General features: G+C 34.3%; 14 protein-coding genes and 3 pseudogenes. 7 read left to right on the top strand and 10 right to left on the bottom strand.

Annotation, left to right across the window (positions count from 1 at the left end; translation table 11 throughout):
* Positions 1-103, top strand: a pseudogene (locus VKY41_RS05975) (IS110 family transposase); the annotation flags it as partial.
* A 27-nt stretch (positions 104-130) separates the two neighbouring features.
* Here the strand turns inward: VKY41_RS05975 and VKY41_RS05970 are convergent.
* The 3 genes and pseudogenes from VKY41_RS05970 to VKY41_RS05960 form a co-directional block, all read right to left on the bottom strand.
* Positions 131-979, bottom strand: a pseudogene (locus VKY41_RS05970) (RimK family ATP-grasp domain-containing protein); the annotation flags it as partial.
* Positions 980-1,050: 71 nt separating this feature from the next.
* Entirely contained in the window at positions 1,051-2,580 is a 1,530-nt protein-coding gene (locus VKY41_RS05965; RefSeq protein WP_500813528.1) for a carbon-nitrogen hydrolase family protein, read from the bottom strand.
* Between the two features lie 63 nt (positions 2,581-2,643).
* The gene (locus tag VKY41_RS05960; RefSeq protein WP_500813527.1) at positions 2,644-4,377 is read right to left on the bottom strand and encodes a M14 family metallopeptidase; all 1,734 of its coding nucleotides are present in this window, start codon (positions 4,375-4,377) and stop codon (positions 2,644-2,646) included.
* A gap of 98 nt (positions 4,378-4,475) precedes the next feature.
* Between VKY41_RS05960 and VKY41_RS05955 the strand changes: the two genes are divergently transcribed.
* Complete coding sequence (locus VKY41_RS05955; RefSeq protein ID WP_500813526.1) at positions 4,476-6,137, top strand: SulP family inorganic anion transporter; 1,662 nt, start codon at positions 4,476-4,478, stop codon at positions 6,135-6,137.
* A 29-nt stretch (positions 6,138-6,166) separates the two neighbouring features.
* Here the strand turns inward: VKY41_RS05955 and coaD are convergent, their stop codons facing one another.
* Both coaD and VKY41_RS05945 read right to left on the bottom strand, forming a co-directional pair.
* Positions 6,167-6,622, bottom strand: a complete 456-nt coding sequence (coaD, locus tag VKY41_RS05950; protein ID WP_500813525.1) for a pantetheine-phosphate adenylyltransferase — start codon at positions 6,620-6,622, stop codon at positions 6,167-6,169.
* A gap of 160 nt (positions 6,623-6,782) precedes the next feature.
* A complete protein-coding gene (locus VKY41_RS05945) occupies positions 6,783-7,757 on the bottom strand; it encodes a D-alanine--D-alanine ligase (RefSeq protein WP_500813524.1) in 975 nt (324 codons plus the stop codon).
* 149 nt (positions 7,758-7,906) lie between these two features.
* On the opposite strand from VKY41_RS05945, the gene VKY41_RS05940 reads away from it, so the two are divergent.
* The 4 genes from VKY41_RS05940 to VKY41_RS05925 all read left to right on the top strand — a co-directional run bounded on the left by VKY41_RS05940 (position 7,907) and on the right by VKY41_RS05925 (position 10,744).
* Positions 7,907-8,470 carry a PASTA domain-containing protein gene (locus tag VKY41_RS05940; protein WP_500813523.1) on the top strand — a complete coding sequence of 188 codons (564 nt, stop codon included), beginning with the start codon at positions 7,907-7,909 and terminating at the stop codon, positions 8,468-8,470.
* A 1-nt stretch (position 8,471) separates the two neighbouring features.
* A complete protein-coding gene (locus VKY41_RS05935; RefSeq protein WP_500813522.1) occupies positions 8,472-9,509 on the top strand; it encodes an RluA family pseudouridine synthase in 1,038 nt (345 codons plus the stop codon).
* A 181-nt stretch (positions 9,510-9,690) separates the two neighbouring features.
* Entirely contained in the window at positions 9,691-10,449 is a 759-nt protein-coding gene (gene yaaA, locus VKY41_RS05930) for a peroxide stress protein YaaA (protein ID WP_500813521.1), read from the top strand.
* Positions 10,406-10,744, top strand: a complete 339-nt coding sequence (locus tag VKY41_RS05925; protein WP_500813520.1) for a hypothetical protein — start codon at positions 10,406-10,408, stop codon at positions 10,742-10,744. Before yaaA ends, VKY41_RS05925 begins: the two co-directional genes overlap by 44 nt.
* On the opposite strand, the gene VKY41_RS05920 is transcribed toward VKY41_RS05925, so the two are convergent.
* Complete coding sequence (locus VKY41_RS05920; protein WP_500813519.1) at positions 10,734-10,871, bottom strand: 30S ribosomal protein THX; 138 nt, start codon at positions 10,869-10,871, stop codon at positions 10,734-10,736. The genes VKY41_RS05925 and VKY41_RS05920 overlap by 11 nt on opposite strands.
* 95 nt (positions 10,872-10,966) lie before the next feature.
* Here VKY41_RS05920 and VKY41_RS05915 point away from each other — a divergent pair, with 95 nt between their 5' ends.
* Positions 10,967-11,635: a uracil-DNA glycosylase family protein gene (locus VKY41_RS05915; RefSeq protein WP_500813518.1), complete on the top strand. Its 669-nt coding sequence runs from the start codon at positions 10,967-10,969 to the stop codon at positions 11,633-11,635.
* On the opposite strand, the gene VKY41_RS05910 is transcribed toward VKY41_RS05915, so the two are convergent.
* The 4 genes and pseudogenes from VKY41_RS05910 to VKY41_RS05895 all read right to left on the bottom strand — a co-directional run.
* Positions 11,632-13,413, bottom strand: coding sequence for a Xaa-Pro dipeptidyl-peptidase (locus tag VKY41_RS05910; protein ID WP_500813517.1), 1,782 nt, complete (start codon positions 13,411-13,413; stop codon positions 11,632-11,634). The genes VKY41_RS05915 and VKY41_RS05910 overlap by 4 nt on opposite strands.
* A 125-nt stretch (positions 13,414-13,538) precedes the next feature.
* Entirely contained in the window at positions 13,539-13,892 is a 354-nt protein-coding gene (locus VKY41_RS05905; protein WP_500813516.1) for a DoxX family protein, read from the bottom strand.
* Positions 13,885-14,865: a hypothetical protein gene (locus tag VKY41_RS05900; RefSeq protein WP_500813515.1), complete on the bottom strand. Its 981-nt coding sequence runs from the start codon at positions 14,863-14,865 to the stop codon at positions 13,885-13,887. Before VKY41_RS05900 ends, VKY41_RS05905 begins: the two co-directional genes overlap by 8 nt.
* Before the next feature lie 145 nt (positions 14,866-15,010).
* Positions 15,011-15,277 (bottom strand): annotated as a pseudogene (locus VKY41_RS05895) (DEAD/DEAH box helicase); the annotation flags it as partial.

Below are 15,277 nucleotides of genomic sequence, written 5' to 3'. Positions count from 1 at the left end.
ATTGATTGCAGTGTGTAATAAACTACTAAAACAAGCCTTTGCAATTGCTAAATCAGGATTAATATTTGATAATGAATATAAAAGTACACTAGCTAAAAATTAATGGTTTTTTACTTGTTTTTTAGCACAGTACTTTGTTACAGCATTTTAAAATAGCATCAGGATAATCTATAATGGCGATACCTTCTTGTTGTGCTTTTCTTGCAAAGGCGTATGCTTCGTTGTTAACTTCGGTACTTTGACGAATAAATAGCGCATCAAAAGAAGATAGGCGTGACAGGTCCTTAGGCTCGATTACTTCGGCATAAATATTCATCTTTTCAGCTATGTCTATAAACTTTTTAATAGCCTTTGCATTGCTTGGTGGTGCTGGATCTTTAGGATTTACTAGAATAGCTAGGTCGAAATCCGATTTAATCAATTTAGGGGTGTCATAACGCTTTTTTGAAAAATATTGGTTGGCAAAAAGGCGCACGCTTTCCATGTGTTCCGCTGGAATTTCTGATTCTGAAATAGCTCGGATGTTTTGTACATTCCATTTCGTAGTAAAGTTGAACTTCACCCTTAAAAGTGGCACTTGAAAATGCCTGTAAAATAAGGCGCTTAACTCCTTGTATTTTTGAGCCACATTTTGGCCAAAATATATACTTAAGGTAAATTCTTGCGATTTGATATTTTTTAAACTCTGTTGAATTACATCATCAAACTCGTCTGAAACGATTCTAACAAGTTTTAAAGCCTTTAAATCGACGATATTCTTAACCGTAGGAATGGCTAAATGTCCTCTAGCTTCAGCCAAAAGTGAAACATAGTATCCTTTAGATTGATAGGAGTAATCCTTACAAAGATTAAAGATTCTAGCGTTTTTTAAAAGTGAAAACTTTGGGTTTGTAAGATATTCTTGCGAAGAAATTACAGTAATATTCTCAATCGAAAAATGCCTTTTTTCAGGTTGATTGACAACAATATATTTATTCATTTATAGCGATATCGCAGTATGTGTTTAAGCAAAATTATAGTATTTTTTAATAACTTTTACAAGTGATGAAATTATTTTTTGCGTAATTCAAAAAGGTCCTTTCGTCTGTCTCTTAGGTTTCTAACGCTGCCGTGTTGGTTTAATTCGCGTAGTAAATCGATATCTACATCTGCTATTAAAATCATTTCGGTATTCGTGGTTGCTTCGGCCTTAATCCCGTTTGCTGGGAACGAGAAGTCGCAAGGTGTAAATACCATGGATTGTGCAAACTGAATGTCCATATTGTGTACTTTAGGTAAATTACCTACACTTCCAGCAATGGCTACATAGCATTCGTTTTCTATAGCTCTGGCTTGGGCACAGTGTCTAACTCTAGAATACCCGTTTTGGGTATCGGTTAAGAATGGAACGAATAAAATGTCCATGCCTTCATCTGCTAGCAGTCGGCTTAATTCTGGAAATTCAGAATCGTAACAAATTAATACCCCTATTTTCCCACAATCGGTATCAAAAGTTTTTAATTCAGAACCCCCTTGCATTCCCCAGACCTTAGCTTCGTCTGGTGTAACATGTAATTTTTCATAGCGTTCTATGGTACCATCTCGTTTACATAAATACCCCGCGTTATAGAGTAGGTCGTTTTTAATTTCTGGCATACTACCAGTAATAATGTTGATGTTGTACGAAATAGCGAACTCTGAGAATTTTTGAACAATAATTTTTGTGTACTTAGCTAACTCCCTAATGGCTTCCGATTCTGATAAATGGTTGTAATCTGCCATAAGTGGTGCATTAAAAAACTCAGGAAACAACGCGAAATCCGAACGATATGCAGATACAGAATCAATAAAATATTCAGCCTGTTGCATTAATTCATCCAAATCTTTATACAAGCGCATTTGCCATTGAATAAGTCCTAAACGAACAATCTTCTTTTTTGTTACCGCTTTAATTGATGGTTTTTCATAATAAATGTTATCCCACTCCAATAAAACCGCGTATTCTCCTGATGCTTCATCACCTTCTAAATAACCTTTTAAAATACGAACAGGGTGAAAATCGTTTGAAATTTGAAAATTAAGAACTGGATCATGAATTTCTTTACGTCTTACTTTATCAATATATTCCTTTGGCGTCATTTCTTTAGAATATTTGTGGAAATTCGGAATTCTACCACCAAAAGCAATGCCTCGTAAGTTTAATTTCTCACAAACTTCTTTTCTATAATCATATAAGCGTCTGCCTAAGCGTAAGCCACGAAATTCTGGTTTTATAAATACATCAATTCCGTAAAGAGCGTCACCTTTATTGGCATCGTGTGTGTTGAATGTGTAATTACCTGTAATGTCCTCGTAGGTATGGATATCGTCAATACTATCATAATCTACAATTATAGAAAGTGCACAGCCGGCAATTTGGTTGTTCACTTTTATAACAACTTGCCCTTCAGGAAACTTGTCTATAAGTGTTTTAATTTGGTGTTCTCTCCAATATAAATTAGGCATAGACTTATAAGCCTCCACCATAGCACCTTTTAGTTCTTGATAATCATCTAGAGTAAGAAATTCTAGTTCAATATTTTCAATGTCTTGTGGTTTCATATATTATGAATAATTTTTATGTAAATGTAATCGAATTTACATACGAATATTAAATTATTTTTTTTAATCTATACGATAAATAGGATATTGCATATAAGCTTTTTCGGCATGATGAGAGCGTTCATAAAGCCAATTTAGTTGTGCATACCAATTGTTGGAAAAGCTTTCGTCTTTTTGCTTTTTTTCTTGAAATTCTGCGTTTAATTCTTGGTTGTTTTCTAGCATTTCTTTGGCCGTATCTTCAAAAATATAAGGAGAAAAACCTTCTTTTTGTTGTAAAATCGTGTCGAAAAAATTCCAGTTAAAAAAAGAGTCAGGAGCTTGTGGCTCTAAAGTTTCTAATATATAACGTAAGGCTATTTGATTTGTTTCAATTAAATAATCTCCTTTTCTAAAATTAATTTTTTCTTTTGAAGATTTAACTTGGGTGTTATAATGTTGGTAATGCCCTTCATAAGCCGTATTTCTAGTTTCAAATTCAGATATTTTGTAAGCTGTAACCAATAGGGTCGTGTCTTTTTTAAAGGGTGATATGTTTACCTGATTTAATTTGAGTAATTCAATAACATCATGCCAGCCTTGCGGAATAATATAGGCCATTGGAATATTTACCTCTGTTTTAGGTTTAAAGTGGTTTTGATATACAACTTCTTTGATGAAGGGTTTGTTTCTATGATATTTTAATCGCTTTAAGCCAGTTACTTCGCTAGTAATTATTTCCCCATCAAACCCTTTGAAGTTTAAAATAGTGGTCTTGGTCGTGTCAATCTTCCAATCTAAAGGATAGGTTTGTTTCGATTGAAACTCTTTAAAAGCATTTTGTCTTAGTTTAGAAATTTTTTCACCATGCTCTTCGGTAAGCTCAATCATACTTCGCATGAGCTCATAAGTGCCTTCTACACGTTGTTTGTATGGTTTAAGCATGTGTGTTTCCACCATCATTCCTAAGACGTTCCATAGGGTTGTGTATCCTGTTGAATATCTTGGGGAGTCCAAGAATTGACTAAAACCAATTTCAGGAACCTGATTAAATACATTGACATAGGGCGTAATGTCCCAGTCTTTTTTTGCTAGTTTATCCTCTAAAGCAGGTATCATTTTTTGATTTAAATAGGTTCCTAATGCCCCGCCTAGTTTGTTGTGTTGAGTAAATAAATGGGTGAGTGTGTATTGGTAATCCGCACCATTGCTAACATGGTTATCTATAAAGACGTCTGGTTTTACTAGGTGCAATATGGCAGCAAAGCTTTTGGCGTTTTCGGTGTCACATTTTATAAAATCCCGATTCAAATCGTAGTTTCTGGCATTGCCTCTAAAGCCATATTCTTTTGGGCCATTTTGGTTTGCTCTTGTTCCGGAATTTCTGATTAAACTTCCACCAATATTGTAAATAGGAATAGTAACTAAAACGGTGTTATCAGGAGTTTTAATTTTTCCTTGAGCTAAATCTCGATACAACATCATGGTAGCGTCAATACCATCTGTTTCGCCCGGATGAATACCATTGTTAATTAATAACACACGTTTGTTTTTTCTTATTTCAGAAAAATCAAAGGTTGAAGCTTTGTTGAAAATAGCTATATGTAGAGGTTCTCCAGAATCGGTTACACCCATTTCTTTCATAGAAATTTCCGGATACGTAGCACTTAAATTTTTAAAAAAATTAATGACTTCCGCATAGGTTTCTGTCTCTGTTCCTCCACTTTTTTCAAAATTCGTTAAAAATTTTTGAGGAGTTTGGGAAAGCAAAAGATTGAAGGATAAATAGATAAGTGAAAAAGCAATGGTTTTTTTCATAAAGCAAGATTTAAAGTATAAAACTAAACAGTTTATAAGAATATAGCCTTGTGTTTAACCATATTAAGCCTATTTTTGCACCTCCAAAAAAAACACGAATGAACCAATTTTTAAAAAAATTTACTAGCAATCCTAAAAACGATATTTTAAGCGGTATTACTGTGTCTTTAGCAATGATTCCTGAAGTGGTAGCATTTGCTTTTGTAGCTCAAATAGATCCACTAATGGCTCTTTCCGGAGCTTTTATTGTTGGTTTGGTTGCTGCCATTTTTGGTGGTAGGCCAGGTTTGATTTCTGGTGCAGCTGGAGCAGTTGCTGTTATTTTTGTTGCCATGATTGCAGAGGGACATTCCAAGGGGATGTTTTTTGATGAACCCATCGAAAATATGGGGTTTTTCTATTTGATGGCCTGCGTTATATTAATGGGAATTATTCAAATTTTGGCAGGTGTGTTTAAGTTGGGACGGTTTGTCCGTTTAATTCCGCATCCTGTAATGCTTGGTTTTGTTAACGGGCTAGCCATTGTTATTTTTTGGGCCCAGGTGAAAATGTTTTCACATAAAAGTCTAGTTATTTCTGACGACGGTGTCAAAGAATACGTTAACACTTATATGCAAGGTACGGAGCTTTACATCATGATTGGCTTGGTACTTTTAACTATGGGTATTATTTGGTTGTTACCTAAACTTACCACGAAAATACCTGCTGCGCTTACCGCAATTTTAGTTACCACGTTTATTGTTATTGGTATCGATTTAGATGTGTCTACCGTAGGTTCTTATATTATTGAAGGTGGAGGAACGGGTTTAAAAGGTGAATTTCCAACACCTAATCTGGAATTATGGCAAAACCTTCCTATTAATTTAGATACTTTAAAATTCATTTTACCTTATGCATTTTTAGCAGCTTCAGTGGGGTTAATTGAGTCTTTAATGACCATGAACTTAGTGGATGAATTAACCGAGACAAGAGGAAATGGCGACCAAGAATGTATTGCACAAGGTACAGGAAATATTCTTTCAGGACTTTTTGGAGGAACTGGAGGTTGTGGTATGATTGGGCAAACAGTAATTAATATCAACGCTGGTGGACGCGGACGTTTATCAGGAATTATGATGGCCTTAACCTTGCTAACTTTTATACTTTTTACCGATAAATTGATAGAGCAAGTTCCAATAGCGGCATTAGTTGGGGTTATGTTTATGATGGTTATTCAAACTTTTGCTTGGTCTAGTTTCCGAATTATTAAAAAGATTCCATTTTCTGACGCTGTTGTTTTAGTAATTGTTTCCGCTGTTACGGTAATTTTTGACTTAGCAATTGCTGTATTTGTGGGAGTTATTATATCGGCCTTATCATTTGCTTGGCAAAATGCGGTACGTATTCGCGCTAGAAAACGTATTAAAGAAGATGGTACTAAAGTATACGAAATTTGGGGACCTTTATTCTTTGGGTCTATACAAGCTTTTAATGAAAAGTTTGACCCGAAAAATGATCCGGATCAAGTAATAATTGACTTTATAGAGTCCCGTGTAAGCGATCATTCAGCATTGGAAGCAATTTTCAATATTGTTGGAAAATATGAAGCTGAAGGAAAATCGATTAAGCTAAAACACCTAAGTCAAGATTGTAAAGCCTTGATGTATAAAGCGAGTCCTAAATTTAAGGAAGTGATTATTGAAGATGTTGACGATCCAAGATACCATTTAGTAGCTAACCCAGAAGATTTTCCGAAACCTTTATCTGAATATAAGTTCTAAAATCCGTGTTGTTAAAGAAATGATATTAATTACTTCACTCGGACGCTAGCTGGAACTAAAACTGTATAATCGCCTTTGTTTCTAATAACATCGCGAACAATACTAGAACTTATATAAGAGGTTTTAGCTTCGGTTAATAGGAATACAGTTTCAATTTTAGAAAGTTTTCTGTTGGTATGGGCAATGGCTTTTTCAAATTCGAAATCGGCTGGATTTCTTAAACCTCGAAGAATAAATTCAGCATTAATTTCCTTGCAAAAATCGATGGTCATCCCTTTATAGGATACAACTTTTACTTTAGGTTCATTTTTAAAGGTGTCTTCAATAAACTTTTTTCGTTCTTCTAGAGAGAACATGTAATTTTTATCGGCATTGATACCGATAGCCACCACAACTTCATCAAAAAGTTTTACACCGCGACTTATAATATCGAAATGTCCTAAGGTTAATGGATCGAAAGATCCTGGAAATAGTGCTCTTTTCATAATTTTGTTTGCCTTGGCTCGAGCCATTTTATCATTAATTAAAAATTAATCCGATTTGTAAATCACAGGTCTTGTTGACTTGGTGAAAAATGGATATAATTTTTAAAGTTTACCAAATATAATATTTATTTATCGAAAGCTGTGTAGTTGAAACGCTAGCTTATTTAAGTGCTTCTTCTATGGCATTTTCAAATAACTCTTCCAAACTAATTCCAGCTGCGGCTGCTTGTTGAGGTAGAATACTCGCTTTTGTTAAGCCAGGAACCGTATTTACCTCTAGTAAATGAGGTTCACCATCTTTAAATATGTATTCACTTCTACTAAAACCTGTCATTTTTAATATATCATAGACTTGTTTAGCAACTTTGGTGACTTTTTCTGTCATTTCTTCGCTTATTCTTGCTGGTGTAATTTCTTTAGATTGTCCTAGATATTTCGCTTTATAATCGAAAAAATCGTTGTCGCTAACAATTTCAGTTATCGGTAAAACAGTGGTTTCACCCTTGTATTTAATAACCCCAACAGACACTTCTGTACCATCTAAATAAGATTCAATTATAATTTCGTCGTCTTCTTTAAACGCGACATCAATAGCGTTCTGTATGTCGTCAGTTTTGTAAACCTTTGTTATTCCAAAGCTACTTCCGGCTTTGTTGGCTTTCACAAAACAAGGTAACCCCACTTTATTTACAATGGCGGTGGCATCTATCGCATCACCTAAATTCACATAATAGCTTTCTGCAGTTTTAATTCCGTAGGGTTTTAAAACACTTAAGCAATCACGTTTATTAAAGGTAAGTGCTGCTTGGTACATATCACAACTAGTTTGTGGCATATTTAGCAACTTAAAATAGGCTTGCATAAAACCATCTTCTCCAGGAGTTCCGTGAATGGCATTAAAAACACAATCGAAAGTAATTTTTTTAGAGTCGATGGTAACGGAAAAATCATTCTTGTCAACAGGGAATTCTTTGTCATTGTCGTCTACATACACCCACTTGTTTTCAAAAACATGGATTCTATAAGCTTTGTATTTTTCTTTGTTAAGTGTTTGGTAAACAACGTTCCCGCTTTTTAATGAGATTTCATATTCGCTAGAGAAACCTCCCATGATAATGGCGATATTTTTTTTCATATATATGTCCCAAGAACTTGGGAGTCTTGTTGATTATTAGCTTATATTACAATAAAACTATAGAATTTTTAGTTAAGCTAAAATATCACATTAAAAGCAAAAGAAAAAACAGTTCTGTTTTTATATCTTTGTTGTTCAAATAAAATTAAATGAGTCTTATAAAATTTCTTACTAGTAAAACGTTTTTAAAGCAAATTGTATTGGCTTTTGTGGTTCTTTTTGTCTTGACATTTATTATGTTGAAGTGGTTAAAGATAACTACCAATCATGGTGAATTTGAAACAGTTCCAGACTTAAAGGGAAAATCTATTGAAGTGGTTCAAATGGAACTTAAAGAGAATAATTTGTCCATGGAAATTTTAGATTCTTCTAATTACAATCCAGATTACCCTAAATTCTCCGTTATAGAACAAGATCCAATTCCGGGTGAAAAAGTAAAACAAAACCGAAAAATATATTTAACGCTAAATCCTTCTGGATATAGAAAAATTTTAGTTCCAGATTTGAAGGAACGTACGTTTAGACAGGCAAAACCAACCCTAGAAGCTTTAGGGTTTGAAGTAGGTAAACTTACTTATATAGACAATATAGCTAAAGACAGGGTTTTGGACATGAGCTTTAAAGGTGAAAAAATACAATCGGGAGATATGCTTCCAAAAACTTCTAAAATCGATTTGGTTTTAGGTAATGGTACTAGACCAACTTCAGAATAATATGATAGATTATACCCCAGAGCAGGAAAGTGATGATGAATTATACGAGCATTACACCTTTACTGCCGAAAAAGGTCAGCAACCCCTTAGAATAGACAAATATTTAATGAATTTTATAGAGAATGCAACTCGAAATAAAATTCAAGAAGCTGCAAAAAACGGCAGTATTTATGTCAACGATGTTCAAGTAAAATCTAATTATAAGGTAAAGCCTTATGATGTTATTCGTGTGCTTTTTGCTCATCCACCGTACGAGAATTTACTTACTCCAGAGAACATTCCTTTAAACATTGTTTATGAAGACGATGATTTACTTGTTGTTAATAAAGAAGCAGGCATGGTTGTGCATCCAGGACATGGTAACTATTCTGGAACCTTAATTAATGCTTTGATTTATCATTTTGATAATTTGCCTAACAATTCTAGTAATCGCCCGGGATTGGTGCACAGAATAGATAAAGATACGAGTGGACTATTAGTGATTGCTAAAACCGAGGAGGCCATGACGCATTTGGCTAAACAGTTTTTCGATAAAACAAGTCAACGAGAGTATGTAGCTATTGTTTGGGGAAATATGGAAGAAGACGAAGGTACTATAGAAGGCAATATAGGTCGTCATCCAAAAAATAGATTACAAAATACCGTGTTTTTTGGCGATGATGAAGACAAAGGCAAGCCAGCTGTCACACATTACAAAGTGCTTGAACGTTTAGGTTATGTAACCTTAGTGTCCTGTAAGCTAGAAACTGGACGTACACACCAAATTCGTGTGCACATGAAACACATTGGGCACACCTTGTTTAACGACGAACGTTATGGAGGTGAGCGCATCTTAAAAGGCACCACATTTACCAAATACAAACAGTTTGTAGATAATTGTTTTAAAATATTACCAAGACAAGCGCTTCATGCTAAAACACTAGGCTTTACACATCCAAGAACAGGAGAATTTATGAGTTTTGATTCTGAAATTCCTCAAGATATGCAGTTGTGCATTGAAAAATGGCAGAACTATGTGAAGCATCAGGAGGCCGAGTAGGTATTACTGAAAAAAAGATAACATAATTGCTTCTGTAAAAACCGGTTGCATTCGTTAATTAATTGAATTATTCGTAACTTTGATTTTCATGTTAAAGACGTTTGTAACCTACGATTTACCGTCTTTCAATTACGTTGTTTATTAATCTATAAAGAGGTACCCACATTCGTGGCTAATAAATATGAAACTTGTATTATCTCCAGCAAAATCACTCGATTTTGAAACCAAATTACCTACTAGTAAAATGTCAGAATCTATGTTTTTATCAGATTCTGAGCGTATCAATAAATTACTAAGAAAGAAATCAGCCAAGAGTTTGTCGACACTGATGAAGATTTCAGATGATTTGGCTCATTTAAATTATGAGCGCAACCAAGAGTGGCACTTACCTTTTACAAAAGATAATGCCAGACCAGCAGTTTATGCTTTTAATGGCGATGTTTACAGAGGTTTGGATGTTTATACTTTAGATTTAAAAAAACTGGATAATTTACAGAATACGGTTAGGATTCTTTCAGGATTATACGGAGTGTTAAAACCACTGGATTTAATACAACCCTATAGGTTAGAAATGGGAACAAAATTTCCTGTTGGAAAAAATAAAAATCTTTATGAATTTTGGAAAAAGAAACTTACCAAAGCCTTAAACGAAGAACTAGGGGATGATGAACTCTTTTTAAATTTAGCAAGCAACGAATATTTTAAAGCCATTGATGTCAAAAGCTTGAAAGTTCCGGTTGTTAACATCGATTTTAAGGAGTTGAAAAATGGCGAGTATAAAACCATTGGTATTTTTTCAAAATTAGCCAGAGGCCTAATGGCAAGATATATTATAGATACAGATGCAAAAACCTTAGACGATATAAAAGGTTTTAACTTAGAAAATTATAGATTCCATGGACAGCTCTCCAAAGAAAACAGTTTGGTCTTTACAAGATAATAAGCGTACGGAAGACCAACGAAATGCTTTTAAGCCAACAGGTAAAAAGCCAAGAAACAAAACCTTTCAATATATTATGGTTTCTATTCTTGTGCTTTTTGTAGTAAGTTTTCTTTTGCTTCAAATGTATCAAGAAACTTTAAATACCTGCATTACTGATAGTTTTTGCATCAACTCAAAAGAGGATGTTTTGTTGTACTCTCTTTACATTTTTGCCAATATTTGTATCGTAGTTTTGTCTATTGTAGTTGCCTATGCTATAGGCAGGAAATTAGCTCAATATATTAAGGCTTAGGGTTTGCTTTTTTGTTTGGGTCTAGTTTGTCCTCAAGTCGTGGACGTTTTTTTATACGTGGTCGTCTAACTCCATAAGAGTTTCTTCGTATTTTTCCTCGTCTGGTTTTTTTATCTCCTTTTCCCATAGTTACCTTCCCCAAAAAGGGAATCTAGTTTTTGTTAATCTTACTTTTATTAAAACTATAAATTACAAAAAATAAGCTTATAAATCAAGAGTTTCATGTTTAATCATACGCATCCATATCAACTTTTTATTCCTTTGCATGCTACTAAATTAATTGTAGGTACCTTACCGCCACCTAGATTTACTAAAGGAAATTTAAAGCCTGGCGATGTCGATTTTTGTTACGGGAGCTGCGATGGTCAATTATGGAAAATTTTAGATGAATTGTTTCATTTAAATTTAAAATATGAAACTACAGAAAAAGCTATTAAACAACGAAAAGATTTTCTAATTGATAGAGGTATTGGAATTTGCGATATCGTTGAAAGTGCCAAACGTAAAAAAATAGATGCGTCGGATTTAGGATTACAACATGTTGTTTTAAGGGATTTAGTTGGTTATTTAAAACTATTCCCAAATGTAAATACCTTACTGTTTACAGGTGGAAATAGTAAAAACGGACCCGAATATTTTTTCCGAAAACATTTAAAAGATTATCAACTAAAACTTGAACTTGTTTCTAACGAAATTCCAAGAATACACCAATTTGAAATCTTATCAAATAAAAATATTCCACGTATCATAACAACTGTATCATTAACGGCACCTTCTGGATCTGCTAATAGGGCAGTAGGGAGTATGCCATTATACAAACAACTCAAACAAAAAAATCCAGAGTTAACTACTCTGGATTTTAGAAGGATGCAATATCGTGAATTTTTTTAGTGAGTTTTAAATGCTTTGTTTATAGCTTCTTTTCCACCAACAACAGGTAAACTAATGGTTGTATTGTCTAAATCTAAAGTTAGTTCGGTTCCTGGTTTTGGTAATATGGTGTATTGGTTGTCACTAGAAAAAATCATTAAACCAATTTGTTGTCCTTTAGGAATTATTTGATCGTCCGGTTGTAAATCAAAAGTGATACTATAGAATTTTCCTGGCTCTAAAGGTTCGCTTTCAGTTAGTGACTTATAATTTTGAGGGTCTGCCCAACCACGAGTAATGATATTGTCTGTTATTTTTGCTTTCTCATCCGTATTCCATGGCAAAGAAACTAACCAAACCGATAAATTTGCAGCAGGTTTACTACTAGCCAAGTTTACAGTTATTTTAGGTAATCCTGAAATATGTAAATCTTCAGTTAGTACTGGAGTTACATATAACAAACGGTTTTTAGAGCTTTTAGCTTGGGCTAAGTCGTCTCCTGAAAAATTATAATCATCAATTAAGGTCTCTTTTCCTTGTTTTTTAGCTTTTTCAGTTACTAATTTCCCTACTTCTAGGCCTCCTTTATGTAGATGTAAAGTAACTTCTGAAGCATCGGGGTTTGGATATTCTTTATATGCTGTTGGGGTTTCAGGAGAATCGTTTTCTCTTACAATCCAAGCTTTAGCATCCTTTTCCACACCATTGTTAATGCCGTGTAAATAATGGGTAAACCATCTGTTCATCAGAGTCATTGGAGGTGGTCCACCGTGTCCATTTTGGTGATAGTATATTTGTGATGGAATCCCTTGTTTTCTAGCTGCTTCATAAATTCGGTAACTATGCTCGGGCATTACGTTCCAGTCGTTAAATCCGTGTGCCATTAATAAAGCGGCCTGCATAGGTTCCATCTGATTTAAATAATCGCGTCCAGCCCAAAAATCGTTATAATCTCCGGTAATTCTGTCCATACCATTTCTCATCTCCGTATCTCTAACAACTTTGTTGTTGTAAGCTCGTTTCGATTCGTCTCCACTGTGGATGAAGTCATATAACACATCAATATCTTCACCTAAATAACCGCCTGGAGATCGTACCAAACCATTCGATCTGTAATAGTGGTAGTAAGAGGTGTTTGGAGCAATAGGAATAATAGCTTTAAGACCTTCAACTCCAGTAGTAGCAGCCGCTAATGGTAGAGTTCCGTTGTATGAGGTGCCTGTCATACCAACTTTTCCTGTAGACCAATAGGCTGTTATTTCTTCATTTCCTTCTCTTTCTGTATATCCTTTAGCTCTTCCGCACAACCAATCAATCACAGCCTTTGGAGCCAAAGATTCATTTTTTCCACCAACTGTTGGTGAGCCATCTGAAAGTCCAGTTCCTGGTGAAGAGGAGTGAACCACGATATAGCCTCTAGGAACCCACTTTAAAATATGAGAATTTGAAATGACCGGTCTTACTCCCCTGCGTTCCACTTCCGGGTGAACGCGCTCTTTTGCAGCTTCTCCTAACTCGTGTTTTACATCCCAAAACAACCCATCGACATCTTTAGCTACTCCAGCAAAATAAGGACTTGATACATAAATAATAGGAAGTTTTAAACCTTCGGAATCTGTTTGTGAAGGCCTGGTAACCGATACATGCATTCGGTCTAATTTTCCGTCGCCATCGGTGTCAAATTCTGTTTCAACCCATAAATCATGTCTAATCCATTCCTCAGGTTCACTGAATTCTGGGACCATTTGAGCTTCTCCGTTTTCAAAAACCGGAACAGCTTTTTTTTGTGAAAAAGACATGCTTACGCTCAAAAGCAAAAGGAGACTTAGTACTAATCTGAATGAAATTTTCATAGTATATATATTCTAAAAGTGAATTGTATTTGAAGAGAACGAAGTTCGCTTTTTTTGAGTTTATAAACAAGTTACAGGTAGTAATAAGCCCATGCCATCAATACAAATTGTAGAGGGAGTCGTAAAAATAAAACCCACCTTGGAATACCTGCTCCGGCTTTTTCACTAGTAAGCATGTAAAAATGAACTAATAAAAATATAAGTAACATGGCTATAATGCCATATACAGCCAAGGATCTTGTTTCGTTAAAACATAAAGCTAGACCTAGTATTATTTCAGCAAAACCACTTAAAACAACGAGTAATTTATGGTTAGGTAAATATCTTGGCATAATGCGCATGTACATTTTAGGTTTTATAAAATGCATGAGGCCAGCAAAAATATAAATGGCTGCCATAAGATATACATGCCAGGGGTTATTCATCTTTATAAACTTTAAGGGTGATTCCCATACCATAGTTGGTTAATCCAGCTTGTAACAAACTAGAATCGCTCATAAATCCTTTTTTAAATGGTGTCCACTGATTTCCATGTAAAAACACCCGCTTAATAAAAGTGTTGTTTTCTGAAATTTCATCGGTAAAAGGAAGAAGTGGTCTGAAGTTGGTTGGAATTTTAATTAAGGATCCACCAGATTTTATTTCCTTATATTTTTTATTCGGTAATAATTTTCCTGTTTGATCTGTATAACCTAATACTTGTAGTGAAACAAATAAACCAGAAGCTGGAATGTAAATATCGAATGCAGATACATCTAAAGTAAACTGGTCGCCATCTTTTTCGGTCACTCTAAATACGATGTTTTGAAAACTTAGGGGTTTTCCAGGTTTACCTTTATCGTTATAATAGACATTCACTTTAAATAAAGTTGAAAAAGGTTTTTTATCGGCATTCGATTTGTGCCTTTTTTTCCAATCGACAGACTCTAAAGCAATGGGAAAATGAATCTCAGATAGTTTCTTTAATTTGTCGTCTTCATTGTTAAAAAATACAGCAATTTCTGATTCTATGGTTGGCAGCCAACACTTATAATAATCGTCGTCCAAATAGGGTTTTATTGTTTCTTCTTTATACTTTCTATCTAGTTTAGCACGAACAATAATTTCATCTAATTGATCAATATGAGGTGTCAGTTCAAGTATTTTAGGTAAACTTTCAGTAGAAATATTTAAATCTTTAAATCCTAAAGCAGAAATAAATAGTGAGTCCACATCTGGATATATTTTTTTTGTAAAAATGAAATTCCCTTCATCATCTGCAAATACGCCTTGACCATTTCCGAATGAAATAGTAGCGTAAGACACCGGATGTTTTGTTTGGGAATCGAGGATTTTAGTTTGTGAAAAACTTGAAACCGAAAGAATTAATAATACAAGAAGATAGGCTTGTCTGTACATAAATTTTAAGCAACTGATATAAATGAACTTTAAAGATACAGTTTCTAATAGGAATTAGAATACTTAAAAATTAAAATATAGAAAAGCTGTGACTCATTTCTCAATTGGGAATTTTATAGGATACACTGAAATTCCTAGAAATAAATTAGTACCAACGTTTCTTTTTCTTCTTAGAGGCAGCGCTTTTTCTGCCTTTTTTATTTTTACTTTCCGTGTGTTTCGATTTATGGACAATCGCTTTCGCATTAGGATCTAAAGGATATGGATGGTTTTCTTCAACCGGAATTTGAATCTGTAATAATTGCTGAATGGTTTGAACATAAGTTTTTTCATCAGCTCCACAGAACGAGTATGACATCCCGGAATTTCCAGCGCGACCAGTTCTTCCTATTCTATGTACATAAGTTTCAGG

Source organism: Xanthomarina sp., from assembly GCF_035306605.1.
Classification (GTDB): Bacteria; Bacteroidota; Bacteroidia; order Flavobacteriales; family Flavobacteriaceae; genus Xanthomarina.
This window is presented reverse-complemented; position numbering and strand designations above follow the sequence as displayed.

Excerpts from the sequence above, each read along its gene's own strand:
- VKY41_RS05965 (WP_500813528.1), bottom strand. The coding sequence starts at position 2,580 with ATGAAACCACAAGACATTGAAAATATTGAACTAGAATTTCTTACTCTA.
- VKY41_RS05960 (WP_500813527.1), bottom strand. The coding sequence starts at position 4,377 with ATGAAAAAAACCATTGCTTTTTCACTTATCTATTTATCCTTCAATCTT.
- VKY41_RS05955 (WP_500813526.1), top strand. The coding sequence starts at position 4,476 with ATGAACCAATTTTTAAAAAAATTTACTAGCAATCCTAAAAACGATATT.
- coaD (WP_500813525.1), bottom strand. The coding sequence starts at position 6,622 with ATGAAAAGAGCACTATTTCCAGGATCTTTCGATCCATTAACCTTAGGA.
- VKY41_RS05945 (WP_500813524.1), bottom strand. The coding sequence starts at position 7,757 with ATGAAAAAAAATATCGCCATTATCATGGGAGGTTTCTCTAGCGAATAT.
- VKY41_RS05940 (WP_500813523.1), top strand. The coding sequence starts at position 7,907 with ATGAGTCTTATAAAATTTCTTACTAGTAAAACGTTTTTAAAGCAAATT.
- VKY41_RS05935 (WP_500813522.1), top strand. The coding sequence starts at position 8,472 with ATGATAGATTATACCCCAGAGCAGGAAAGTGATGATGAATTATACGAG.
- yaaA (WP_500813521.1), top strand. The coding sequence starts at position 9,691 with ATGAAACTTGTATTATCTCCAGCAAAATCACTCGATTTTGAAACCAAA.
- VKY41_RS05925 (WP_500813520.1), top strand. The coding sequence starts at position 10,406 with ATGGACAGCTCTCCAAAGAAAACAGTTTGGTCTTTACAAGATAATAAG.
- VKY41_RS05920 (WP_500813519.1), bottom strand. The coding sequence starts at position 10,871 with ATGGGAAAAGGAGATAAAAAAACCAGACGAGGAAAAATACGAAGAAAC.
- VKY41_RS05915 (WP_500813518.1), top strand. The coding sequence starts at position 10,967 with ATGTTTAATCATACGCATCCATATCAACTTTTTATTCCTTTGCATGCT.
- VKY41_RS05910 (WP_500813517.1), bottom strand. The coding sequence starts at position 13,413 with ATGTCTTTTTCACAAAAAAAAGCTGTTCCGGTTTTTGAAAACGGAGAA.
- VKY41_RS05905 (WP_500813516.1), bottom strand. The coding sequence starts at position 13,892 with ATGAATAACCCCTGGCATGTATATCTTATGGCAGCCATTTATATTTTT.
- VKY41_RS05900 (WP_500813515.1), bottom strand. The coding sequence starts at position 14,865 with ATGTACAGACAAGCCTATCTTCTTGTATTATTAATTCTTTCGGTTTCA.